Source organism: Halobaculum sp. XH14 (assembly GCF_032116555.1).
GTDB classification, from domain to species: Archaea; Halobacteriota; Halobacteria; order Halobacteriales; family Haloferacaceae; genus Halorarum; species Halorarum halobium.
On the sequence record NZ_CP134949.1, the window covers coordinates 1,797,982 to 1,820,688 of the forward strand.

The 22,707-nt window shown below is 69.7% G+C and carries 21 protein-coding genes; 3 read left to right on the top strand and 18 right to left on the bottom strand.

Going from position 1 to position 22,707, the window contains the following annotated elements:
- Positions 1-2: 2 nt before the first annotated feature.
- Positions 3-278: a hypothetical protein gene (locus tag RJT50_RS09225; RefSeq protein WP_313690948.1), complete on the bottom strand. Its 276-nt coding sequence runs from the start codon at positions 276-278 to the stop codon at positions 3-5.
- 106 nt (positions 279-384) lie between these two features.
- Positions 385-663: a transcriptional regulator gene (locus tag RJT50_RS09230; protein ID WP_313690949.1), complete on the bottom strand. Its 279-nt coding sequence runs from the start codon at positions 661-663 to the stop codon at positions 385-387.
- 92 nt (positions 664-755) lie between these two features.
- Between RJT50_RS09230 and RJT50_RS09235 the strand changes: the two genes are divergently transcribed.
- Positions 756-1,724, top strand: coding sequence for a nucleotidyltransferase family protein (locus tag RJT50_RS09235; protein WP_313690950.1), 969 nt, complete (start codon positions 756-758; stop codon positions 1,722-1,724).
- Positions 1,725-1,781: 57 nt separating this feature from the next.
- Here RJT50_RS09235 and RJT50_RS09240 read toward each other — a convergent pair whose 3' ends face one another.
- Positions 1,782-2,540 (bottom strand): diphthine--ammonia ligase, encoded by a 759-nt coding sequence (locus tag RJT50_RS09240; protein ID WP_313690951.1) that lies wholly within the window; start codon positions 2,538-2,540, stop codon positions 1,782-1,784.
- Between the two features lie 132 nt (positions 2,541-2,672).
- On the opposite strand from RJT50_RS09240, the gene RJT50_RS09245 reads away from it, so the two are divergent.
- On the top strand, positions 2,673-3,638 hold the full coding sequence (locus RJT50_RS09245) for a M48 family metallopeptidase (RefSeq protein WP_313690952.1): 966 nt from the start codon (positions 2,673-2,675) through the stop codon (positions 3,636-3,638).
- Positions 3,639-3,730: 92 nt separating this feature from the next.
- Here RJT50_RS09245 and RJT50_RS09250 read toward each other — a convergent pair whose 3' ends face one another.
- Together RJT50_RS09250 and RJT50_RS09255 are read right to left on the bottom strand one after the other, a co-directional pair.
- Positions 3,731-4,699, bottom strand: coding sequence for a phosphoadenosine phosphosulfate reductase family protein (locus tag RJT50_RS09250; RefSeq protein WP_313690954.1), 969 nt, complete (start codon positions 4,697-4,699; stop codon positions 3,731-3,733).
- A gap of 154 nt (positions 4,700-4,853) precedes the next feature.
- Positions 4,854-10,511, bottom strand: a complete 5,658-nt coding sequence (locus RJT50_RS09255) for a DUF7282 domain-containing protein (protein WP_313690956.1) — start codon at positions 10,509-10,511, stop codon at positions 4,854-4,856.
- A 352-nt stretch (positions 10,512-10,863) separates the two neighbouring features.
- On the opposite strand from RJT50_RS09255, the gene RJT50_RS09260 reads away from it, so the two are divergent.
- Positions 10,864-11,214, top strand: a complete 351-nt coding sequence (locus RJT50_RS09260; RefSeq protein WP_313690958.1) for a hypothetical protein — start codon at positions 10,864-10,866, stop codon at positions 11,212-11,214.
- A gap of 104 nt (positions 11,215-11,318) precedes the next feature.
- Here RJT50_RS09260 and RJT50_RS09265 read toward each other — a convergent pair whose 3' ends face one another.
- The 13 genes from RJT50_RS09265 to RJT50_RS09325 all read right to left on the bottom strand — a co-directional run bounded on the left by RJT50_RS09265 (position 11,319) and on the right by RJT50_RS09325 (position 22,595).
- Complete coding sequence (locus tag RJT50_RS09265) at positions 11,319-11,885, bottom strand: DUF7110 family protein (protein ID WP_313690959.1); 567 nt, start codon at positions 11,883-11,885, stop codon at positions 11,319-11,321.
- A 146-nt stretch (positions 11,886-12,031) separates the two neighbouring features.
- Complete coding sequence (locus RJT50_RS09270; RefSeq protein ID WP_313690960.1) at positions 12,032-12,379, bottom strand: glutaredoxin family protein; 348 nt, start codon at positions 12,377-12,379, stop codon at positions 12,032-12,034.
- 59 nt (positions 12,380-12,438) lie between these two features.
- Positions 12,439-13,089 carry a transcriptional regulator GfcR gene (gene gfcR, locus RJT50_RS09275; protein ID WP_313690961.1) on the bottom strand — a complete coding sequence of 217 codons (651 nt, stop codon included), beginning with the start codon at positions 13,087-13,089 and terminating at the stop codon, positions 12,439-12,441.
- Positions 13,086-14,147 carry a glucose 1-dehydrogenase gene (locus RJT50_RS09280; RefSeq protein ID WP_313690962.1) on the bottom strand — a complete coding sequence of 354 codons (1,062 nt, stop codon included), beginning with the start codon at positions 14,145-14,147 and terminating at the stop codon, positions 13,086-13,088. Before RJT50_RS09280 ends, gfcR begins: the two co-directional genes overlap by 4 nt.
- Positions 14,148-14,333: 186 nt before the next feature.
- Complete coding sequence (locus RJT50_RS09285) at positions 14,334-14,852, bottom strand: GNAT family N-acetyltransferase (protein ID WP_313690963.1); 519 nt, start codon at positions 14,850-14,852, stop codon at positions 14,334-14,336.
- A gap of 79 nt (positions 14,853-14,931) precedes the next feature.
- Positions 14,932-15,720, bottom strand: coding sequence for an archaeal proteasome endopeptidase complex subunit alpha (gene psmA, locus RJT50_RS09290; RefSeq protein WP_313690964.1), 789 nt, complete (start codon positions 15,718-15,720; stop codon positions 14,932-14,934).
- A gap of 5 nt (positions 15,721-15,725) precedes the next feature.
- Positions 15,726-16,208 carry an Rpp14/Pop5 family protein gene (locus tag RJT50_RS09295; RefSeq protein WP_313690965.1) on the bottom strand — a complete coding sequence of 161 codons (483 nt, stop codon included), beginning with the start codon at positions 16,206-16,208 and terminating at the stop codon, positions 15,726-15,728.
- Positions 16,209-16,238: 30 nt separating this feature from the next.
- Complete coding sequence (locus tag RJT50_RS09300; RefSeq protein WP_313690966.1) at positions 16,239-16,901, bottom strand: class I SAM-dependent methyltransferase; 663 nt, start codon at positions 16,899-16,901, stop codon at positions 16,239-16,241.
- The gene (locus tag RJT50_RS09305; RefSeq protein WP_313695963.1) at positions 16,873-17,568 is read right to left on the bottom strand and encodes an RNase P subunit p30 family protein; all 696 of its coding nucleotides are present in this window, start codon (positions 17,566-17,568) and stop codon (positions 16,873-16,875) included. The genes RJT50_RS09300 and RJT50_RS09305 overlap by 29 nt, the downstream gene beginning before the upstream one ends.
- Positions 17,569-17,636: 68 nt before the next feature.
- Positions 17,637-20,255 (bottom strand): dihydropteroate synthase, encoded by a 2,619-nt coding sequence (folP, locus tag RJT50_RS09310; RefSeq protein WP_313690967.1) that lies wholly within the window; start codon positions 20,253-20,255, stop codon positions 17,637-17,639.
- A gap of 31 nt (positions 20,256-20,286) precedes the next feature.
- Positions 20,287-21,438 (bottom strand): sensor histidine kinase, encoded by a 1,152-nt coding sequence (locus tag RJT50_RS09315; protein WP_313690969.1) that lies wholly within the window; start codon positions 21,436-21,438, stop codon positions 20,287-20,289.
- Between the two features lie 340 nt (positions 21,439-21,778).
- Entirely contained in the window at positions 21,779-22,168 is a 390-nt protein-coding gene (locus RJT50_RS09320) for a DUF7521 family protein (protein ID WP_313690971.1), read from the bottom strand.
- On the bottom strand, positions 22,161-22,595 hold the full coding sequence (locus RJT50_RS09325) for an HTH domain-containing protein (protein ID WP_313690972.1): 435 nt from the start codon (positions 22,593-22,595) through the stop codon (positions 22,161-22,163). The genes RJT50_RS09320 and RJT50_RS09325 overlap by 8 nt, the downstream gene beginning before the upstream one ends.
- Positions 22,596-22,707: the final 112 nt, after the last annotated feature.

Here is a 22,707-nt window from a genome sequence, read left to right on the forward strand (position 1 = left end):
GTTCATCGGTCGAACAAGGTTTCGTGAGTCCGGATTCCAAAATAAAGCGCCAGCGTGACCGCAGCCATCCCCCCGGAAAGGTAGGTCTTTGGCGGCGTCGTTCCGACCCCCTGCTGGGCCAGTGCCATGCCGAGAAACGCCCAGCCACCCGAAAACACGAACCCGATCGTGAAACAGAGGAGCCCCGATCCGGTCCGATCGTTCGCGTGGAGTCCGATCCCGAGCAGGAGGAACGTCCCCCCGATGAGGGCAAAGACCGTACGGGTCTCGAGTGCCATCCCGTCGGCGTACGTAACCCGGGGTTAAATCCTCCACGTATACACGTGACCGGCACCCCGGGGAACGCCGATCTCGGCCGAGGCCGTTTCGAGGGGGAAATCCGAATCAGTCGATGGTGAAGGTGGCGTCCGTGAGGCTCTCGCTCCGGCAGTCCGGACACCGGGACGGCGCGTTCGCCGGGTCATCGAACCCGGAGAACCCGCAGTCACGACACTCGGGGGGCGCGACCAGCAGTTCCTCCTCGTCCAGCGAGCGGGCGACGTGACGGACGTGATCGTACACCTGTGCCGTGGGAACGGCGAGGCGGGCCGACAGCTCCGGCGCCGTCAGCGCCTCCGCACGGAGGTCGTCGGCGATCCGCTCGCGCGTGGTCCGCTCGGGCATACGAGCGTGGTAGCCGTGGACGACCGTGACGCTTTCGACACCCGGCACGCGAGAGGAAAAAGACCTTAACCGGCCACGCGGACTTCCAAGTCATGAAGGCAGTGGTACTCGCCGGCGGCTACGCCACGCGTCTCTGGCCGATCACCCGCCATCGGCCCAAGATGTTCCTCCCGGTCGGTGAGGGTACGGTCATCGACCAGATCTTCGCGGACCTCGAGGCCGACGAGCGGATCGACGAGGTGTTCGTCTCGACCAACGAGCGCTTCGCCGAGCGCTTCGAGGAGTACCTCGCCGAGGCCACGTTCGAGAAGCCCACCCTCTCCATCGAGGACACCTCCGAGGAGTCCGAGAAGTTCGGCGTCGTCGGCGCGCTCGCCCAGCTCGTCGACCGAGAGGGCGTCGACGACGACCTGCTCGTCGTGGCCGGCGACAACCTGCTCTCGTTCGACGTCGCGGACTTCGTCGACTACTTCGAGCGGAAGGGCGAGCCGACGATCGCGGCCTACGACGTGGGCTCCCGCGAGCGCGCGAAGGAGTACGGACTCGTCGAACTCGACGACGACCGCGTCGTCGACTTCCAGGAGAAGCCCGACGACCCGAACAGCACGCTCGTCTCCATCGCCTGCTACGCCTACCCCCGGGAGACGCTGGACCTGCTCGAAACGTATCTCGCCGACGGCAACAACCCGGACGAGCCGGGGTGGTTCATCCAGTGGCTCCAGAACCGGACGGACGTGTACGCGTTCACCTTCGACGGCGCGTGGTTCGACATCGGCACGCCGGAGGCGTACCTCGACTCGGTCGCGTGGAAGCTCGGGGGCGAGAACTTCGTCCACGCCGACGCGACCGTGACGAACTCGACGCTCGGGGAGAACGTGTTCGTGATGGCTGACGCGGAGGTCGTCGACTCCTCGCTCGACGAGACCGTCGTGTTCCCCAACGCCACCATCGAGAACGCCGACATCCGCCGCTCCATCATCGACGAGGAGACGTCCGTGACCGGGCTCGACCTGGCCGGCGCGCTCATCGGCGCGCACTCACATCTCACAAACGGGATCTAGTCGAACGGCCGCGAAAACGGATCTCGACCGGGAGTTCTCCGATGCCGAACTCGCCGATCAGCGGAGCCTCGCGTCCGTCACACGGATCCGACCGCGGGTCCCGTCCCACTCCTCGTCGTAGGTCAACTCGATCGGGTTCCTCATGTGTGGACCGTCGGTCACGAACGTCTCGAACTCGCCCCCCTCGCCGAGCACGTGGACGCCGTACTCCTCGTTCAACTCCACGAGCTCCGCCAGCGCGTCGCCGTCGAGCGTCCGCCCGAGCCAGGACTCGTCGAGGCCCGCGGCAGCGACCTGCAGGATCGTGATCTCGAATCCCGCAGCCAGCATCGCCTCGCCGAGTTCCACGGGGTCCCGCTGCCAGAGCGGCGCGAAGAGGTCGATTCCCAGTCTTTCACACATCGCCTCGATCCGTGCGGTCTGAAACTCGCTCTCGACCGCCCCGGCCGTGACGCCGGCGAGCGGGAGCGACGAACGAAGTTCGAGCAGCGCCGCCTCCATCGGCTCCAGTTCGGCGTCGCCCTGTTCGCCGGCGTCGACGGCCTCGCCCGCCTCGAAGTCGTCCGGCTCGACCTCGACGAGCGGGATGCCGACGCTCTCGGCGGCCAGCCCGGCGAGCTTCGTCTCCGGGACGTGGTACATGTACGAATCGCCGTCCGGATGGACCGTCAGCAGTCGCTCGACGGGCAGGCCCCGCTCCAGCGCGCAGTACAGTGCCCACGAGGAGTCCTTCCCCCCGGAAAAGAGGCTCACCCACGCGCCGTCCGACGTCCCGGTCGAATCCTCGGGTTCCGAGTCGCGGCCCGGTTCGGTCATACGACGTCTACGGGGCGTTCGTGATTTACCGATGGCGGTTCCGGGACGCACCGACGCCGACTCCGAGGCTCGGGTTCGCTGGCGGCCCGGGGTACCGATACGATTTCACAGTGCTGGCCCGTAGGCTGTGTCATGGAAGGCCGGTCCGACGGACACCGCTTCCTGCTCGCGGTGGCGGGCGTCCTGACGCTGTTCGTCTCAGTGGCACTGGGGCTCGCTCTCTGGGTCGCGCTCCGGTACGTCTGGGCGAACCGGCCAGACCCGATCACCGCCCTCGCAGCGCTCGCCGCGATCACGCTCGTGTCGGGGTATCTGACCTACAGGTTCGGCACCGGAAGCGTCCTGTCGGGGCTGAACGCGCTGGCGCTCCCCCGCTCGCGCGCCCCGAGACTGCACGCGCTCTGTGACGGGCTCGCGGAGTCGATGGACGTGGAGACGCTGACCGTCTACGTCGCCCGACTCGGCGAGCCGAACGCGCTGGCGCTGGGCGGCCGCTCGCCCGCGCTGGTCGTCGACCGCTCGCTGTTCACGCTGCTGACCGAACCCGAGTTCGAGGCCGTGCTCGCACACGAGTTCGCCCATCTTGAGGCCGCTGACGGGCTGTCCCAGAGTCTCGCGTACAGCGTCGTCCACACGCTCGTGGGCGTCGTCGCGCTCGCGGTCGCGCTCCCGGCGTTCCTCCTCCGGGGGTTCGCGGCGGGGCTCGCACTGCTGTACGGCACCCCGACGAAGTGGAAGCGGACGGTCCCCTGGCGGCTCCGGACGACGCTCGAGGACGGAGTAGTCGTGCTGTTCGTTGCCCTCACGCTGCTCGTGCGTGCGTACGCCCGCCGCCGCGAGTTCGCCGCCGACGACCGCGCCATCGAGGTCACGGGCCGGCCGCTCGCGCTCGCCAGCGCGCTCCGGAAGATCGAGGGGTCGACGGGAGATCCCGGGCCGTTCGGCCGGCGTGTTCCGACGACCGAGGAGTCTCGCGCGCTCGCTCGACTGCTCTCGACGCACCCGTCGCTGGAGGAGAGGATCGAGCGACTAGGGTCGAAGGCCGACGGTCAGGACGGTGAGGGTGCCGACTGGACACGCGTTCCCGTCGAAGGCTAGTGGGACGTGCGTGTACGGCGCGACTCGCGATGAGAACGGGACCGTGATCGGAGCGGAACCGGGGCCTTCGAGCCGCTGTGGGCGTCGCCGGCCTACATGTAGCCCAGGTCGCGGAGGCGCTCCATGAGGTCCTCCTTGTCCTGGGCCCGGCCCGCGCGCTCGGTCGTGTTCTCGATGTCCTGGAGCCAGGCGGGGTTCTCCGCGGACTTCTCGGTGCTCACTTCGCTCCCGAGCGAGCGGAAGCCGGCGAAGTACTTGGGGGAGATCGGCACGTCGGCCTGGGTCATGCCGTCGGGGAGGTCGGTGTCGGACTGCGGGACGTGGCCCTCGGGGTAGCCCTCGACCGTCTCCGGGAGGACGAAGTGCCAGAATGCGTCCCACACGGAGCGCTCGTCGAAGTGGAGGATCGGCTGGATGCGGTCGTGGGGCGGGTAGATCTCGGGGTCGTGTCGCGGCGAGAAGAACGTCTCGTCCGCGCGGGCCTCCTGTTCGTCCCAGCGGACGCCCGAGAGGATGCCGTCGATCTCGTACTCCTCGAGCGCGTCGTTCAGCGCCACCGTCTTGAGCAGGTGGTTGCCGACGTACGTGTCGAGCAGGAACGGGAACGTGTCCTCCTCGTACTCGAGGATGTCGCGGACGTGGTGCCGGTTGTGCTCCGAGAGCTCGGAGACGGGGACGTCGTCGCCCGGTTCGAGCCCGTTCGCGTCGACGTAGTCGCCGACGTCCTCGTTGCGCGCGTAGATGACCTCGAGGTCCCACTCGTCGGCCCAGTGGTCGACGAAGTCGTGGATCTGCTCGAAGTGCTGGAAGTGGTCGATGAACACCGTCGGCGGCAGTTCGAGGTCGAACTGTTCACAGACCTCCTTGACGAAGTAGAGCGTCAACGTCGAGTCCTTGCCGCCGGTCCACATGACGGCGGGGTTCTCGTACTCCTCGAGACCCGTCTTCGTCACCTCGATCGCCTTCTCGATCTTGTGCTCCAGCGATGGGTAGTCCTCGGGACTTTCGCCGTCTCCGTCACCGTAATCGACGTTCAGGTAGTCGGGAAACTCCTGCGCCATGATAATGAGATGTAATTACACCGTGAAAGGTCTTGTGACCGACGACGGTGCCCTCCCCTTCGGCGTTCCCTCGGCGCGACCCCTCGGAGTTGCCGCCTCGAACCCCGAAACCGAACGCGGCGGGTCGAAACTGGTTCGGCCGGCCTGACGACGGCTACCGCCGCCGCCCCAGGAGCGGGGCGACCGCGACGAGCGCGATTCCGGCGACGAGCGGGAGTTCACGGTCCCCGTCGAGCGACGTTCCGACCGCCGGTTCGCCGTCCGTCGGGTCCGGCGTGGCAGTTTCGACGGGCGATTCGGTCGGTTCCGGGGTCGGTTGCTCGGTCGGCGTCGCCGCCGGGGTCGGTGATTCGGTCGGGGTCGGCGCTTCAGTCGGCGTCGGCGAGTCGGTTGGTGTCGGTGACTCGGTCGCCGTCGGCGAGTCGGTCGCGGTCGGCGTTCCGGGGGCGGTCGTCGTGGTCCCGGTTCCCGCCGGGGTTTCGACGGCTTCGATCGTCACAGTCGCTTCGGACTGGCCGTTCACGGGGACGCTCGTCCCGTCCTCCGTCTCGGCGGTGACCGTGTAATCGCCGGGCTGAAGGTCCGCAACCGTCCCGGTCGCGCCGGGTCCGACGGTGACCGTTCGGAGCTCCCCGTCGCCGTCGGTGACGGTCACGAGGACGGCCACGTCGTTCGGGTTCTCGAGTTCGACCGTCCCGTTGACCACCGTCGCGTCGACGCTTTCGAGCGGCTCGGCCGCCTCGACGGTGTACTCGACCGTCGCGGCGGTCAGTTCCGCGCCGGTGTCGGCGTCGACCACCGCGACGTCGACCGTCGCGTTCGCCTCGATCGGCGGATCGAGCGTGATGTTGCCCGCGAACGACTCGTTTGCCGGCAGTGAGTCCGTCTCTCCGAGGACCCGTCCGCCCTCGCTCGCGGTGACGACGTACTCGACCGTCGCGGTCGCGTTCCCCACGGTCAGCGCCGTCCCGTTCCCGACCTGATCGGCGACGACCAGCGTGGCGTTCGGTTCGGCTGCTGGCCGCGCGGTCGTTCCGAGCGGCGCGACGATTCCGGACGAGGTGACCGTCGCGGTCACGACGTTCGTCGATCCCTCGGACGCGTTTGGACCGGTCAGCGGCGTCCAGCCCGTCGCGTCCTGGTACTGCCAGAGCCGCAGGGACGCGGCCGTCAGGTTCGCCGTCTCCAGCGCGTCCTCCGAGTACTGCACCCGCAGCGCGACGCTGGCGTCGTCGTCGGTCGCGTTCACGGCGACGTACTCGCCGACGTTCGTCGCGTTCTCGGGGTCCTCGGGCGGCGATTCGACGGCGTCCAGCGCGACGTTCCGTCCCTCGTCGAAGCCGACCGTCGCGCTCGTGAGCGAGAGGTTCGAGACGCTCAGATCGCCCGACGAGATGGTCGCGGTCGAGAGGTCCGCCCCGCCGCTGTTCGAGACGCGGTTGTCGAGTAGCGCTCCCGCCACGGAGACGAGCGCGATCCCGTCGCCGTCGTTCCCCTCGATGACGTTCCCGGCGACCGTCAGGTCCGCGAGGTCCTGCCCGTCGATGCCGTGCTCGGCGTTGTCGCTCACGGTGTTGTCGCGGACGGTGACCCCGTCCGATTCGTCGAGGTCCAGGCCGTCGTCCGCGTTCCCGCTGATGTGATTGTCCGTGATCTCCAGGTCGTTCACGTCGTTGTTCGTGTCGATCCCGACTCCGGCGTTGTTCTCGATCAGGTTGCCCGTGACCTGGGCACCGGAGCCGCCCTCGAACAGCGTGAGTCCGCTCTCACCGTTCGACCGGATCACGTTGTCCGAGAGCACCGCGCTGGCCCCGAAATCCCGGAGAATGACGCCGTGGAACGCGTTCTCCCGGACGATCGAGTCTGAGACCGTCGCCCCGTTCGCGTCAGTGAGGTAGATGCCGTACTCGTTTTCGGACACCGTGGCGTCGACGACGCTGACGCCGACGAGGTTGCCGGACTCGAACTCGGGTTGGCCGATTCCGGTCCCCCAGTCGGTCGCGACGACATCCCGGACGGTGACGTTCTCGGTGTCCTCGCCGTCCGACTGGCGGATCCACACGCCGACGGACCCGTTCGTTCCGACGCCGTCGAGCGCGTGACCGTCCCCGTCGAGGACGACGTCGCTCGCGTTGATCGTGACGCAACTGGACGCCTCGCTGTCGGTCACGTTCGCCGTCAGCACGTAGCGACCCGGCTCGTCGATCACGCCACACGCGTCGAGTTCGGTGACGCCGGCCGCCGTTTCGTTCGGCGTCTCGACACCGTCCGTCTCGTTCGCGGCGGTCTCGTTATCGGCCGTCTCGGTGCCGAGGACGGTCACGAACGCCTCGTCCGTGACCGGCTCGCCGGCGTCGAGGTACGGGCCGTCGGCCGAATCGTTCGTCACCGGAACGTCGAGCGTCCCGTTCCCGTCGGCGTCCCGATACGCGACGGCGAGCAGCGAGCGATTCTCGGTGAGCGGATCCGTCAGTTCGACGCTGACGTTCCCGCTCGTCCCGGCGTCGAGGTACGCGGAGACGCCGATGATGAGCCCTGCTCCGTCGTCGCCACCGGTCGCGTCACGGATGGCGACGAACCCGCCGTCGGGGAGGGTCACCGAGTCCACGGTGACGGCCGTGCCGTTCGTCGTCTGGTTCCCGAACGAGACGGTCGCGTTCGGCTCCGCGTCGGTGGTCTCCGCGACCGTGTAGGAAATCGTCTCGGTGGCCAGTTCCGAGCCGTTCCCCGCGTCGACGACCGCCACCGTGAGCGTCGCGTTCCCCCCGAGCGGGGGGTCGAGGACCAGCGGCCCGGCGAACGTCCCGTTCGCCGCCACGGGTTCGGACTCGTTCAGCACGGTCCCGTTCCGATCGACCGTCACGGCGAACTCGGTCGTCGCCGACGCGTTCTCGACGGTGAGCGTCGTCCCGTCGTCCGTCTGGTTTCCGACCTCGAGCGATGCGTCGGCGGTCGCGTCCGTCGGCCCGTCGTCGGTCACGTTTTGGGTCTCGTTCGTGTCCGGCCCGAGCAACTCGACCTGCTCGAACACGGGCAGTTCGTCCTCGAGGTACGGCGCGTCGACCTCGCCGCCGCTGTCGACGTACTCGAACTCGCCGTCCCCGTCCGTGTCGCGGTACGCGACCGCGAACACGGTCGTCGATCCGTTCACCGACTCGTTCAACTCGACGGTGAGTTCACCGTCCGCTCCGGGCTCGACGTACTCGGAGACGCCGAGGATTCCGTCCCTGAGGGTTCCCGCCTCGACGTCCTCGGGCGAGAACTCGTCCGAGTGGATGGCGACGAAGCCGCCGGCCGAGAGGGTCGCGTCGTCGACGACGACCGTGTCGGCGGCGGGCTGGTCGGAGACGTTCAGTCTCGCGGTGAGGTTCGCCTGATCGATCGATATCTCCGCGTCGTCGCCGGCGGGCGCGCCGTCCTCGACGTAGGGTTCGTCAGCGTCGCCCGCGGACTCGACGTACGTGAACTCCTCGTCCCCGTCGGTGTCGAAGTGCGGGACCGCAGAGAGCGTTCGGTCCGCCGTCAGCGCGGACTCGTCGAACTCCCGTCCCGCGACGTCGAACAGTTCGACGGTGACGTTGTCGTGGGTTCCCGCCTCCAGGTACGACGAGACGCCGACGACGTCGAGCGGATCGCTCTCGTCGAGTTCGTCGTTGCGGACCGCGACGAACCCGCCCTCCGGGAGCGTCACGGAGTCGATCGTGACCGTCGTCCCGTCGGAGTCCTGATCCTCGAAGGAGACGTCCGCCTCGAACTCGTCCTCGGGGGCGGAGGCGTTGCTGCTCGCGCTTTCGGCGTTCCGCACGATCTGACTCACGTCGGTGATCCCCTCCGATGCCGCCGACTGGGCGGCGCCGGCCGATTCGAGCCAGCCGAGATACTGCGACTGCCGGATCGTGAGCTCCCCCGACTGGCGGAGGATGCCGCGACAGGCACCCTCGGCGGCGCCCCGGATCTGGACCGCGCTCGCGGTCACGCTCTGTGAAAGTGCACCCGAGGCCGCGCTCCGGGTCACGACCTGGATCTGCACGATCGTCACCTGCTGTATCTGGACCCCGCCGGCCGCCGCCCCGAGCGCGGCCGACTGTATCTGCTCGACCGAAACTTGCGTGTACTGGACGAGCGCGCCGCGTGCCGCGCCGCTCGCGGCCGCCTGTATCTGCACGATCGACACCCGTTGTACCTGCGTCAGCGAGCCTTCGGCCGCGCCGCTCGCTGCGGCCTGCAGTTGCTCGACCGTGACCTCGGTTCGCTGGGACGCGCTCGTCGCGGCGCCCGATGCCGCGCCGGACGCCGCCCGCTGGACCTGTTCGACGGTGACGCGCTGGACCTGCCGGAGCGCCCCGTCGGCCGCGCCGCTCGCGATGGACTGGGTCTGCTCGACGGTGATCCGCGTCCGTTGGGCCAGCGCACCCTCGGCCGCGCCGTGGGCCGCGTACTGGACCAGTTCCACGTCGACGGACTGGCGCTGAACAGCACGCCCGACCGCACCGTCCGCGGCACCGAACGCCGCGGCCTGTGCCTGCTTGAGTTCGACCGACTGCCGCTGGGCGAGGACGCCCGCGGAGGCGCCCCGAGCCGCGTACTGCACCTGCTCGACGGTGGCCGACTGGGCCTGCTGGAGCGCGCCGGTCGCGGCACCGCTGGCGGCCCGCTGAACCTGCCGCACGTCGGTGCGCTGGGTCGACACCGCACCGCGTGCCGCGCCGCGTGCAGCGAACTGCAGTTGCTCGACGGAGGCGGACTGGTACTGTTCGAGCGCGCCGCCCGCAGCGCCCCTGGCGGCGCGCTGTATCTGCGTGACGCTCACCGCCTGTGCCTGCGTGAGCGCGCCGTGTGCGGCACCCCTGGCGGCCGACTGGACCTGCTCGACGTCGACCACCTGCCGCCGGGCGGCCCGCTCGCAGGCACCCCTGGCGGCACCTTCGGCGGCGATCTGGATCTGCTCGACGGTCACCCGCTGGGCCTGGAACAGCGCGCCGGAGGCTCCGCCCATCGCGGCCGACTGGATCTGTTCGACGGTGACGCTCTGTCGCTGGCTCACCGCGCCCTTGAGCGCCCCCCGCGCCCCGCCGATGGCCGCGACCTGAACCTGCTTGAGGTCGGTTTCCTCGTGGCGGTCGAGCGCGCCGTGGGCACCGCCGTAGGCGGCGGCCTGGAGCTGCTCGACGGTCACCTGCTGGCGCTGGGAGATCGCGCCGTAGGCCGCGCCCTGTGCGGCCTCCTGGATCTGTCCGACGTCGGTGACCTGTTTCTGCGCCGCGCTTGCGGCCGCGCCGGACGCTGCACCGGCGGCCACGCTCTGCAGTTGCGCGGCCGTCACCTGCTGGCGCTGGGCCAGCGAGCCGTGTGCCGCGCCGTAGGCGGCGCTCCGGACCTGCGTGGCGGTCGCGTCCTGCTGCTGTTCGAGCGCCCCGCGCACGCTCCCGCCGACCACGGCCTGGATCTGCGTGGTCTCGGCCGTCTGTGCCTGCAAGAACGCCCCGTGTGCGGCGCCGGTCGCGGCGCTTCGGATCCGATCGGGGTTCGCGTCCGGATGCGCGGCGGCGGCCTCCGCGGCGGCCTCCGCGGCAGCATCGACCGCCGACTGGGAGACGTTTGCCCCGCGTTCGCGTGCCAGTTCGGCTCCGCGTTCGACGCCGGCAGTCGCCGCGTCCTGCTGTTGCACTGATGGCGCCCCGGCGCCGGTTCCCGCCCCGCCGGCCACCGCGACCGATTCGACGGAGCCGACCGCGAGCACCGTGAGAAGCGCGACGCCGACGAGAACGGCCACGAAGCGGGGAGCCCCCGCGAAATAATCGTTGCTAGCCATTACCTACCACACAACTCGACCCGTCAACGGTGCCCGGAAAGAGTGTACTTGCGGGATGTCGAGCCGTGGCGGCGGAGTGCCGACGGACGGCGAGCGAATGGCTCACGGACGGTTACGCCCAGGCGGGAAATGGTTGTGCGACTGCGGTCGACTGTCGGCACGTCGTGGTCCGGGTGGCGTTCGGAACTCGGGGCGCGTCGTCGGCCCGGCTGAGTTCGGGCGAACCGGGGACGACGCGAACGCGGACCGGAGACGGCGTAAGCGCCGATCGGAGACGACGTGACCCCGAATCGGAGACGGTGCGAACGCGAACCGGGGACGATAAGGCCCGGCGCGCGCGTCGGTACCCACGATGGAACTGACCTGGCTTCTCGCGGGCGGGGGAGCCCTCCTCGTGCTGCTGGTCGCCCTGCTGTTCCGACGGCTGGGGTCCTCCGACCGGCGGGAGTCGCGGCGGGCCCACGAGGCCGCACGTGAGCGCGACCCGCCCGTCGACATCGGGGACACCTGCGAGTTCGGCGTCACCGAGTTCACCGACCACCACTCCGGGTCCCGCGTCGCGGTCGGGAAGGTGGAAGGGTTCGTGCTGTTCACGGAGGACGTTCCCGACGGCGTGAGCGAGGGCGACGTGATCTCGGCGAAGGTGCTCTCGTTCAATCAGGGGCGGACGTCGGCTGACGCGACGTTCGTCGGGCGGCCGTAGCCTCACGGCAGAACCAGCGGAAACGGAGTTCGTCGGGGGAAACAGTCGGACGGTCGCGGACTGCGTTCCGTTCGTGACACAGGGCCCGGTCCGCGCCGGAAGATTCAGTCCGAGATGAACTTGTTGTCGCGCCAGTTCACGCCGCCGCCGTTGGCACCCTCGCCGCGGGGGCTCTCGACGACCTCGACGCTCGCGGGGCGCTCCTCGCCCTCGACGATCCGCGTCGCGCGGAGGTCGCCGTCCTTCTCGGTGATCGCCGTCAGCGTGCCCTTCTCCGAGAGCAGCGCGATGGTTCGCAGCACCTCGAACATCGGGTACTGGAGCGCGGTGTTCTGGAGCACCGTCTCGCGGTCGCCCTTGAAGCAGGCGAACTCGACGAGCTCGCTGGGAATCTCCTCTTCCTCCTCCTGCATCCAGCCGCCGCCGGTCTTGGGCGGCTCCTCCTCGTAGACGCGCGTCTCCGAGACGCTGGCCTTGAGCTGGGCGGTGGGAGTGTACTTGCTCAGGCTCTCGTCCTCGGCGACGGCCTTGATGATGAGCGTGTTGTTCCGTCGTGTGATGTCCACGTCCTCGACGCCCTCGGGCAGGTCGGGGTCGCCGTCGAAGTGGGCTTCCACGTCTTCGAGCGGCAGTTCGAGCGTCGAGTGAAGTCTGTATACGCGGCCTGTCATGGATTGGTTCGAGAGGTGGGGGTGTTCGCGGTGCGGCCCGTGGTCAGGAAACTGCTCGTCGGGAGATACGTGCTCCGTGCTTATAGGGTCTGCCCTCCGTGGCTGACCGCCGGGTCAGGTCGGCGGGTCACGGGGGGCAGTTCCGGTTACGCCTCGCCCGCGAGCGTGGCGCCCAGTTCGTCGCGCTCCTCGAGCTCCGCGAGGACGTCGCTCCCCCCGACGAACTCGCCCTCGACGTACGTCTGCGGGATGGTCTCCCACCCGCTGTGGGACTCAAGCGCCTCCCGGTACTCCGGCAGCGCCGGGAGGACGTCGACCGTCTCGAACTCCTCGACGTGCCCGGAGATGAGCTCGAGCGCCCGCTTCGAGTAGCCACACTGGGGCATCAGCCGGTTGCCCTTCATGAACAGGACGACGTCGTTGCCCGCGAGCGCGTCGTCGACGCGGTCGTTCGCCTCCTCGGTCGAGAGCTCGCTTTCCGGTTGGAACGTCATACCCGCAGTAGGAGGGACCGACTCAAAGACGTTGCGACGAGCGGGATGGTCGGACGCGATCAGTCCCGACCGACGCCGACCACCGTGATGAGCGAGTGGACCGGCACGCCGGCCACCTCGTCGAGCCCCTGCTTGTCGACGATGACGCCGCAAGCGACGGGGTCGCCGCCTTCCTCCTTCACCGCTTCGACGGTCTCGGTGAGCGTCGTGCCGCTGGTCACCGTGTCGTCGACGACGTAGCACTCGCGGTCCCGGATGCCGGCGAAGTTCCGCGAGAAGCCGCCGCCGCGCTCGTCGATGTCGCCCTCCTCCCACTGGTGTTTCGCCGGCGCGTAGGCGGCCAGATCCGTGTCGAGCTCCCGCGCGATGGTCGTCGCCAGCGGCGTCCCTGCCTTCTCGATGCCGACAGTGAGGTCGACGTCCTCGCCTCCCTTCTCGAGCAGGTCGGCCATCGCCCGGCCGACGTAGGTGAGCCGCTGGCTGTCGCGCCCGACCGTGCTCCAGTCGACGTGGATGTCGCTCGGCCCGCCCGCGGGCCGGCCCTCTTCCGGTTCGGTCATCCCGGTCCCGGTCGTCGTCGCGCCCGCTCGCTCGACCAGCCAGGACGCCGTCTCGCGCGAGACGTTGAGTTCGTCCGCGATCTCCCCCTTCGAGAGCCCTCGTTCGGCCAGCGTCGCCGCGTCCTCGATCAAGTCGTCGACGTTCTTCATCTCGTTCCGAATTCCACGGCCGTCTTGATAGTGGTGTCGTCGTCCGCGAATGCTCGCTCGAACTCGTCGACGCCGTGGACGCCCGTGACGAGGTCGTCGACGAACCACGCCGGCAGCTCCGTGAGCGTGTCGACCGCGCGCCGGAAGTGTCTCGCGTTCGAGTTCACCGACCCCACGAGCGCCTTGTTGTGGAGGACGAGTTCCCGGTGGATGCCACCGCCGTCGACCTCGAACGTCCAGTCCTCGGGTACCCCTAGCAGCGCAGCCACGCCGTTCGGCGCGAGCGCGTGGACCGACTCGAACGCGTGTTTCGCGTAGCCGGTCGCCTCGTACACCAGATCCATCCCCTCGTACTCGTCGGCGACCGCCGGGACGGGCGTTTCGCGCGAATCGACGTACGTTCCCTCGAGCGCCTCGATGAGCTCGATCGTCGGGTCGGGGCGGTCGCGCCGGCCGAGACAGTAGAGCCGGTCGAAGTCGTCGCGGAACATCGCGAGCGTGAGCAGGCCCAGGCTCCCGTTGCCCAGCACCATCGCGGACTCGGGCGACCACTCGAACGCCGACCGGGACGCTCGCGCGTGCTCGACTGCCTTCTCGGTGATCGAGATCGGTTCGACCAGAAAGCCCCACTCCGCGAGCCGGTCGGGCACCGAGACGAGCGCGTCCGCGGGGCTGGTGAAGTACTCGGCCATGAAGCCGTGCGCGCCGCTGATCCCCCGCTCGTGGTACTTGCCCGCCGGTGCCATGTCCGCCTCGCCGCGCGCGAAGTACTCGTTCTCGCCGTCGGGCGGCCGTCGAACGGTCGGCGTGACCACGGCTCCCCCCTCCAGGTCGGTCCCGTTCGGATCGACGACCACGCCGACCGCTTCGTGACCCAGCACGAGGTGGTCGGCGCCGTCCGGGAAGCTGCCGTGGCCGCCGGCGAGCACCTCGTGGTCGGTCCCGTCGACGCCGACTCTGAGGGTCCGCACCAGCGCCTCGCCGGGCCCGGGGTCGGGGCGTGGCTTCCGAACGAGCTCCGGGGTCGTCTCCCCTCGCCGAACCGCGATCGCTTTCATCAGTGACCGGGTTCGACCCCTGCCGTCAAAAGGTTTATTCTGTATCGAGTAAACAGTCGTCCGTCGGCGAGCGTCGTCGGAGGCGGCCGCGGACGCTACCTCACCTAGCTCCACATCGGCGTCGCTCGCCGTCTTCTCGAGTGGACGGGAGGACCGGCCCGACTGGCCGGTGTCGATCCGAGCCGCTCACTCGACCCGATAGAACATCCCCTTCGAGGCCGGCCGCGTCTCCTCGAACCCGAACCGCTCGTAGAAACCGTCGACGTCGGCCATCAGGTTCACGTACGCGCCGGGCGGGGCGTCCGCCTCGACGAACGTCATCACCGCGTCCATCAGTCTCGCCCCGAGCCCCCGCCGCTGGTGGTCCGGGTGGACGGCCATGTCGCAGACGTGGTACACCGACCCGCCGTCGCCGACGACGCGCGCCATCCCGACCACGTCGTCCTGCCGGTCCATCTCGTCTCCCCGGTCCCCTCCCTCACGCCGATCTGCATCGTCGTTCTCGCCCCTCTCCTCGCCGCCGTCTCCGTCCTCCTTCCCGGGACCCTCACTCCCGTCACGGCTGGACACGACCCGGACCGCGAACACGCTCTTCGACAGGCCGCGCTCGACGCCGGCGCGTGGCCGATCCGACATCCCCGCCGCCGCCCGGAGCCGCTGGAAGTCGTCGACGGAGGGTGGCCCCTCGCGGAGTTCGTACGTCATACCCACGGCTACGGGTTCCGTGACCTGAAGCCACCGGTCGGAAAACGGCCGCCAACGAACCCGACGTGGGGGAAGCTGTTTACTCGGACTCCTCGCCGTCCGCGACGTCCTCCTCGTCGGCCTCCTCGGCCTCCTCGGCCGTCAACAGGTCGAACTCCGCGAGGTAGCTCTCGACGCTCTCGGCGTCGTACTCGACGTACTGCGGGTCGGCGGCCTCGATCGTCGCCAGCCCGACGCCGTCGGGTTCGAGCCCCTCGTCGTTCGACTTCCCGAGCGCGCCGAGTGCGAGCTCGATGCCGTCCTCCAGCGTCAGATCGTCCTCGTACCCTTCCTCCAGGTAGTCCCGGACGTCGGTCCGGTTCGCGCCGATGGAGAGCGCCTTCCACTCGTAGGGCGTTCCCGAGGGGTCCGTCTCGAACAGGCGCGGCTCGCCGTTCTCGATGCCGCCGACGATGAGCGCGACGCCGAACGGACGTGCGCCCCCGACCTGCGTGTACTGCTGGATGTGGTCGGTGACGGTCTTGGTGAGCGTCTCGATGCCCATCGGCTCGCCGTAGCGCAGGCGGTTGACCTGCGCCTGCCGGCGGGCGAAGTCGATGAGCTGACGGGCGTCGGCGACGTGGCCGGCCGAGGCGATGCCGACGTGGTCGTCGGCCTTGTGCAGCTTCTCGACGGAGGCCGGCTCCATCATCGGCGACCGCGACCGCTTGTCCGCCGCGAGCACGACGCCCTCGTCCGTCCTGACGCCGATGCTCGCCGTGCCGCGCTTGACCGCCTCGCGCGCGTACTCGACCTGGTAGAGGCGACCGTCCGGGGAGAAGATGGTGATGCCCCGATCGTACGCCTGCTGTTGGGGTTGTCCCTGCATGGTAGTTAGCGTGAGACGTCCTCGTCGGTCGCGCCCACGAACCCGTCGGGCGTCTCCACGTCGACCGCGCCGTCCCGTGAATACGCCCGCCGCGACTCGCTCTCGAACGCGACGTCTCTCTCGTCACGAACTCCGGCCGCGCGTCCTAAATACCTTTCCTCACACGCCCGGATCGTCCCGGAGACGCCGCGGACGCGGAGGCCGATCGCCTCGCCGTCGACGTCGGCGACGCAGGCCAGCGCCGCGCGTGCGGCGTCCACCTCGCCGCGACGGGCGCGAACGATCGCCTCGCCGGCGCCGTCACCGAACTCGTAGGTCACCACCGTCAGGTCGGCGTCCGCGCTGCCGGGGTCGCCGAGCAGGTTCTGGGCCGCGTACCACAGCGACCGCTGGAACGCGCCCCGCGGGATCGAGGCGTCCGGCCACGTCTCGATGCCGACCGCGAGGTAGCGCCACCGAGGCCGAAGGTGTTTCGGCAGGTGTTTCACGCGCCGTGCCCCCTTCGGTCCCGCGTCATCTCACGCGTCCTCGACGGCCACGACCCGCTCGGCCGTGATGACACCGACCTGGTCGTGGACCCTGTCGACCTTCGTCACCGCGTAGCCGACGTCCGTGAACATCTCGACGAGTGATCCGACCGTGGACGGCTCGTCCACCTCGGGGCTGTAGAACGGTTCCTCGGGGTCCGGCTCCCCGAAGAACATCACGTCACCGAGCACGATCCGTCGTGGCTCACCCGGGTCGGCCGCGCCGGCCGACGACTGCGACCCGCCGCCCAGCGTCGCCATCGCCTCGATCGCGTCCCGCTTTTCGGCCTCGCCAAGGTGGTGCAGCGCGAAGTTGGTGGTGACGACGTCGGCCGGGCCGTCGTAGTTCGGGTCGCGGAACTCGCCGTAGTCCGCCGTGAAGTCGTCCACGCCACGCTCGTCGGCTTTCCGGCGGGCCTCCTCCAGCATGCCCTCGCTGATGTCGCGGCCGACGACCTGACCGGCATCCTCGGCGAGCGCGAGCGCGATCGCCCCGGTGCCACAGCCGAGGTCCACGACCGTGTCGGTCGCGCCGGGTCGCGCCTGGTCGATGACGAGCCCCGCACAGGCCTCGTACTCGGGCGTCTTGTCGTCGTCGTACTCGGCCGCGATCTCCGAGAAGCGGTCAGCGTGCTCCTCGATCGTCTCCTTCATACCGACCACGTTCGACCCCCGGGGAAATGAACTCCTCGGAGCGGCGCCGCCGGTTCCGCGCGGCGAGTTGCCCCCACTCGGCCAGCCCGGCGCGAACCTGTCCGGAGGAGAACCCGATCTCCTCGCCCACGGCGACCAGTTCCCGTGGCGAACGGAGTTCGAGGTGCGAACGCGGCCGGGCGCTCGCGACGAACGGCGCGTCGTACTGGGTCACGAGTTCCCGGAGTTTGCGGAGGTCCTGAATCGCCCTGACCCTGCTCCCGCCCGACTCGCGCAACGCCGGCCCGAGGTCGAACTCGACGCGCGTCCCGTGCTCCGCGGCCGCCTTCGCCAGCACGTGGTTGAGGTCGCCGTCGCCGGCCATCGGCCGCGCGAGCACGTCCACGCGGTCCTGCTCGACCGCGAACCGGTTGAGCGCGTTCGTCCCGCCCCTGACGATCACGAGGGGGTAGTCCGGCCGAAAGTTGCCGACGCTCCCGCTCGCGGACGGCGGGTCGTCCGCGACGATCTCGACGGCCGGAACGACGTCGATCCCGGTCGCGTCGGCCACGGCCTCCGGGTCGAACTCGGCCGTCCGGGTCCGCACGACGACGCCGCCGAAGCCGTGCTCGCGCGCCGTGCGGGCGTAGCGCGAGACGGTGGCGTCGCCGTCCGGGCGGGCGAACACGGCCTCGTACGGGGGAGCTTCCGTGGCGGCGTTCCCCGACCCGGCGGCGACCCCGGACTGGTCGTCGCTCACGGTTCCGAGCCCCCCGACCCACCCGACCCGCCCGAGCGCCCCGACCTGCCCGATCCCCCCGTCTCCGCCGGCTCGGCCGATGACGCCCGCCGTTCGAATCCGTCCGGGTCGCTCGCGGCTTCGGCGACGCGGACCGCCCGGACGTTCTCCGCGGCGTCGTGGACGCGGACGATGTCCGCGCCGTTTGCCGCCGCGAGCGCGGTCCCGGCGACCGTCTCGGAGCCGGCATCGCCAGCCGTCCCGCCGACGAGTTCGAACATCGACTTGTGGGAGTGGCCGATCAACACCGGGCAGCCGAGCGCGTGGAGTTCGTCCACGCGCCCGAGGAGTTCGAAGTTCTCCCGCTTCGACTTGCCGAACCCGAGACCGGGGTCGACGACGACGTTCTCTCGGGGGATGCCCGCCTTCTCCGCGAGCAGGACGCGCTCGTTCAACTGGTCGATCACGTCCTCGACGACGTCGTCGTACTCGACGGTCGTGGTCGGATCGACCGGCGCGTCGATGCTGTGCATCACGATGACGGGCACGTCGCGCTCGGCCGCGAGAAAGCGCATTTCGGGGTCCTCGAGGCCGGTGACGTCGTTGAGCACGTCGGCCCCGGCGTCGAGTGCCGCCTCCGCGACCGCGGCCTTCCGGGTGTCCACCGAGACGAGCGCGTCCGCGCCGGCGACCGCCTCGATGACCGGGACGATGCGGTCGATCTCTTTCCCGACCGGGACGGTCTCGGCGCCCGGTCGCGTGCTCTCGCCGCCCACGTCGATGATGTCGACGCCAGCGTCGACGAGTTCGGTCGCCCGCTCCAGCGCGTCCTCGGCGTCGAAGAACTCGCCGCCGTCGTGGAACGAGTCCGGGGTCACGTTCAACACGCCCATGACCGCGGTGCCGTGCTCCCACGGGTAGCTCCGGGAGTCGGCCGAGCAGTCGTCCGCGGAACCGGTCGTGTCGTCACCACCGGGACCGGACAGGCCCTCACCACCGGAATCGATCGCCTCGACTCCCGCCGCCGCCCGGATGTCCCCGGCGACGTCGGGCAGGCCCAGTCCCTGCCCTTCGAGCGATTCGACGAGCGACCGGAACTGCGCGAGCGTCCCCGTCAGGACGACCTCGTGGAGTTCGCCGGCCCCCTCGATTCCCGACGTCGCGCACGCGCCGCCGACCGCGAGCAGCTCCCGCTGGAGGGCGTCCGCCTGCCGTGCCGGGACGCGGATCTTGATGACGCGGTGGACCGCCCTCCCGCGCACGTCCTCCGCGTCCGTCGGCGTGACGTTCGCCCCGCGGAGGGTCGCCTCCGCCGCGGTGACGCCGTCCACCTCCTTGTCGATCCCGACTCTGGTCCACGCCGTTCGCGCCTCGGCGACACAGAACAGCGAGCCGGTGAGCAGGACGCAGTCTGCCTCGTCCGCCCGCTCGCGCGCCGCCGAGAGCGCGGCGGCGACCGACGACTCCGTCGTGACCGCGGCGTCGGTGCCCCGACGGAACACCTCGGCCAGCACCTCGGGGTCCTCCGCCCGATCCAGGGTCGGCGCGCACGTCCGGACGGTCTCCGTCGCCGGGAGCGCGGCGACCATCTCGTCGTGGTCCTTGTCGTGCATCGCGCCGAAGACGAGGTGGAGATCGTCGTACTCCAGTTCCCCGAGCGTCTCCGAGAGCGTCGCGCACGCGCCGGGGTTGTGTGCTCCGTCGAGGACGACGAACGGGTCCGTCCCCATCACCTCGAAGCGGCCCGGCCAGTGGGCGTTCCTGAGTCCGCGGGCCAGCGTCCCGTCGTCGGTGAGCCCGAGCTGCCGGGCGAGCGTGACCGCGATGCCGGCGTTGGTCGCCTGGTGGGCACCCAGCAACGGAATCCGTCCCTCGACCGTCCAGCCGTCGCCCCCGACCGAGACGGCGGATTCCTGGTGGGAGACGGCACCCTCGTACGTCGCGGTCACGTCGGCGTCGGCGCCCGAACGGTCGGTCGCGGTCGCGTCCCCGACCGTCACCGCGTCGCCAGCGACCGCCCGAATCGTTTCCAGTGCCGTCCCGCTCGCTCCCGTGACGAGCGGCGCGTCCCCGGGCGCGACCGTCGCCTTCTTCTCGGCGATCTCCTCGACCGTGTCGCCGAGGACGCTCGTGTGTTCGAGCGCGACGTTCGTGACGCAGGCGGCGACCGGATCGACGACGCTCGTCGCGTCGAGCTCCCCGCCCATCCCGACCTCCAGGACCGCGACGTCGACGTCGGCGCGGCCGAACCGCCAGATCCCCATCGCGGTGACGACCTCGAAGAACGTCAGCGGCTCGCCGTCGGCGGCCCTCTCGATCAGCCACGGCTTCGCCTCCTCGACGAACTCGGCGACGGCCGACTCGGGGATCTTCCGGCCGTCGACGCGGATCCGCTCGCGGAGGTCCTCGAAGTGCGGGGACGTGTAGAGCCCGACCGTCCGGCCGTCCTCGCGGAGGGTGGACGCGAGCATCCGGGCGACGCTGCCCTTCCCGTTCGACCCCGCGACCTGCACGAACGCCACGCCCTCGTGCGGGTCGCCCAGTTGCGCCAGCAGGTCGCGCACCGACTCGGTGCCCGGCTTGACCTGGAAGCGACGGAGGTCGAACAGGAAGTTCGCCGCCTCGTAGTACTCCATACTCCGTGGGACCCGCGGGGGCCGCTTTAGGCTAACGGGTGAGCGTGAACTCGAAGCGCGATCCGCCAGCGTCGCTTTCGGTCACCGTCACCGACCAGCCGTGTGCGTCGGCCACGTCGCGGACGATCGCGAGCCCGAACCCCGTCCCCTCCTCCGTCGTCGTGTAGCCGCGCTCGAAGATTTCCTCGCGCTCGTCGGGACGGATCCCGGGACCGTCGTCACAGACGGCGAACCCGCCACCGTCGAGCGGTTCGACGCGGATCGAGACGGCCGGACCGCAGTGGTCGACGGCGTTCCGGAAGCAGTTCTCGAGCAGCGTGCGGAGCCGTTCGCGGTCGGCCTCGACCACCGCGTCGCCCGCCACAGTGAAACTCGCGTCGGGCGCGTCGACCGACGACCACGCGCTCGCGCTGATCTCCGAGAGCCCGATCGGTTCGGTCTCCTCGACGACGCGCCCCTCCCGTGCCAGCGTGAGCACCGAGTCGATGAGCCCGTCCATCCGGTCCAGCGCGTCGCTCGCGGCGTCGAGCCGGTCCAGGTCACCCGTCTCCCGAGCCAGGTCGACGTTCCCGGCGGCGACGTTCAGCGGGTTCCGGAGGTCGTGGCTGACGATCGAGGCGAACCCGTCGAGCCGTTCGTTCTGTCGTTCCAGTCTGGCGGTCCGGGCGGCCAGCGTCGCCCGTCGCTCCGCCCGGTTCATCGCCGCCTCGACGTTCGCGGCCAGCACGCGGGCGAGTTCCACGTCCGCGGGGTCGATGTCGGCGGTCCGGACCGACCCGAGCGTGAGCACCCCGTGCTCGGCCAGCGGCGCGACGAGCATGCTCCCCTCGCCGGTCCTGGGCACGTCGTCGTCGATCTCGGTGATGTCCTGGAACGTGAGCAGTTCGTCGCCGTCGAACGCGTCCCACTGGACTGTCTCGCCGCGCTCGTACGCGCGACGGTCGCCGGCGAGTTCCTCGACGGCCGGCGACACCGCGGTCGGCAGGAGTCGTTCGGGCGACTCCTCGTGGAGCCGGACGGTGTTGAGCGAGAAGCCGAGCACGTCCGTCGCGGCCGTGGCCGCGATTCCTGCGACCTCCTCGCTCGACTCCGCGAGCATCATCTCGCGCGTCGCGGCGTGGAGGTTTGCGAGCTTCTCGGCGGTTCCCCGTTCCGTCCCCTCACCCCGGCCATCCACTGTCATGTCGTCGGTGCCGCGTTCGTCGTGAACTGTGAGGGAGTCTGATAAGTAACGTCGCATCCGTTCCGCGTGTTTTCCGATGAATAAAACGTATGAGTACTGTTTGCAGGGGAGAACCGAGCAGTTTTCGAAACGGTTCGATTCGTGGCGGACGCGTTCAGTCGTCCCCGGACGACTGCGACCCGAGGGACGCCACCCAACTGTCGTCCACGTCGTCGTCTCGTCGTTTCCCGCACTCCATGACCAGCGGGGCAGTCAGGGCTACCTTGTCAGTCGTGGGGGACGACACAGACTGGCTGCTGGGGGTTGCCGACTTCGGCTCATCGAACGGAGTTCGTTCCCATCAGCTCTCGTCCCGATACCCCGCCTCCAGGGTGTACTCGGTCCCGGCGTGGGTCCGACTCGTGATCGTTGAGTCGGCATCGGTTCCGTGTGTCGTAATGGAATAAAAGAGGATCCCGAGACCGACGGCCATGAGGAGCGTCTCGCCGGACTGCAACAACAGGAGTTCGTCCCGGGTGAGCACGTAATCGCCGCGCGCCGAGAGTTGGTAGACCGGCTCCACCAGCCCCCCGAAGACGACGAACCCGAACCCGATCGTCGAGAGCCGGTAGGACCGCCGCCCACGGTTCCGGCGGTACGCGAGATAGCTGAGCAGCGCCAGGGTGCTGCCGACGAGGAACAGCCCGACGTTGGCGAGGATGAACGCCCACAGTTCGGGGGACCTAACCATGGTGAGGGTTCCCCCAGGTATCGGTGCCGTCGGTCCGGTCGGCCCGGTCACCGGCCTCGCGTGTCACTCGATCGACCGACGCCTCCATTCCGTCCATGAACCCCTCGAACCCGTCGGCCAGGTCGCCGGCGACCGAGACGGTGACCGCGAGCTTTCCGTCCTCGATCCCGAACGTGATCCCGTCGACGGCGGCCTCGAACACGCGGTAGTGGTGCCCGTCCCGGTCGGTCCGGACGGCCTCGTGGACGAGGTCGTAGCGTCCGAGCCGTTTCACGCGCCGATAGACGGTCGTCCGGGAGACGGCGAACCGGTCGGACAGCTCCTCGGCCGACAGCGGCGTCTCGCTGGTCGAAAGCAGGATCCCCCGGGTGAGTTCGTCGCCGAACAGCCCGAGCAGTTCGTCGACGGACCGCTCGTCGTCGCTCATGGCACCCGTCCCCCGTCTCGACCGTCGGCCGGTCGCGTGGGTCGGGTCCGAGCGTGGGCTGGTCGGGCGCGCCGTCCGCGACCCGTTTGCCCGCCGAGGTCGGTCCCCCGTC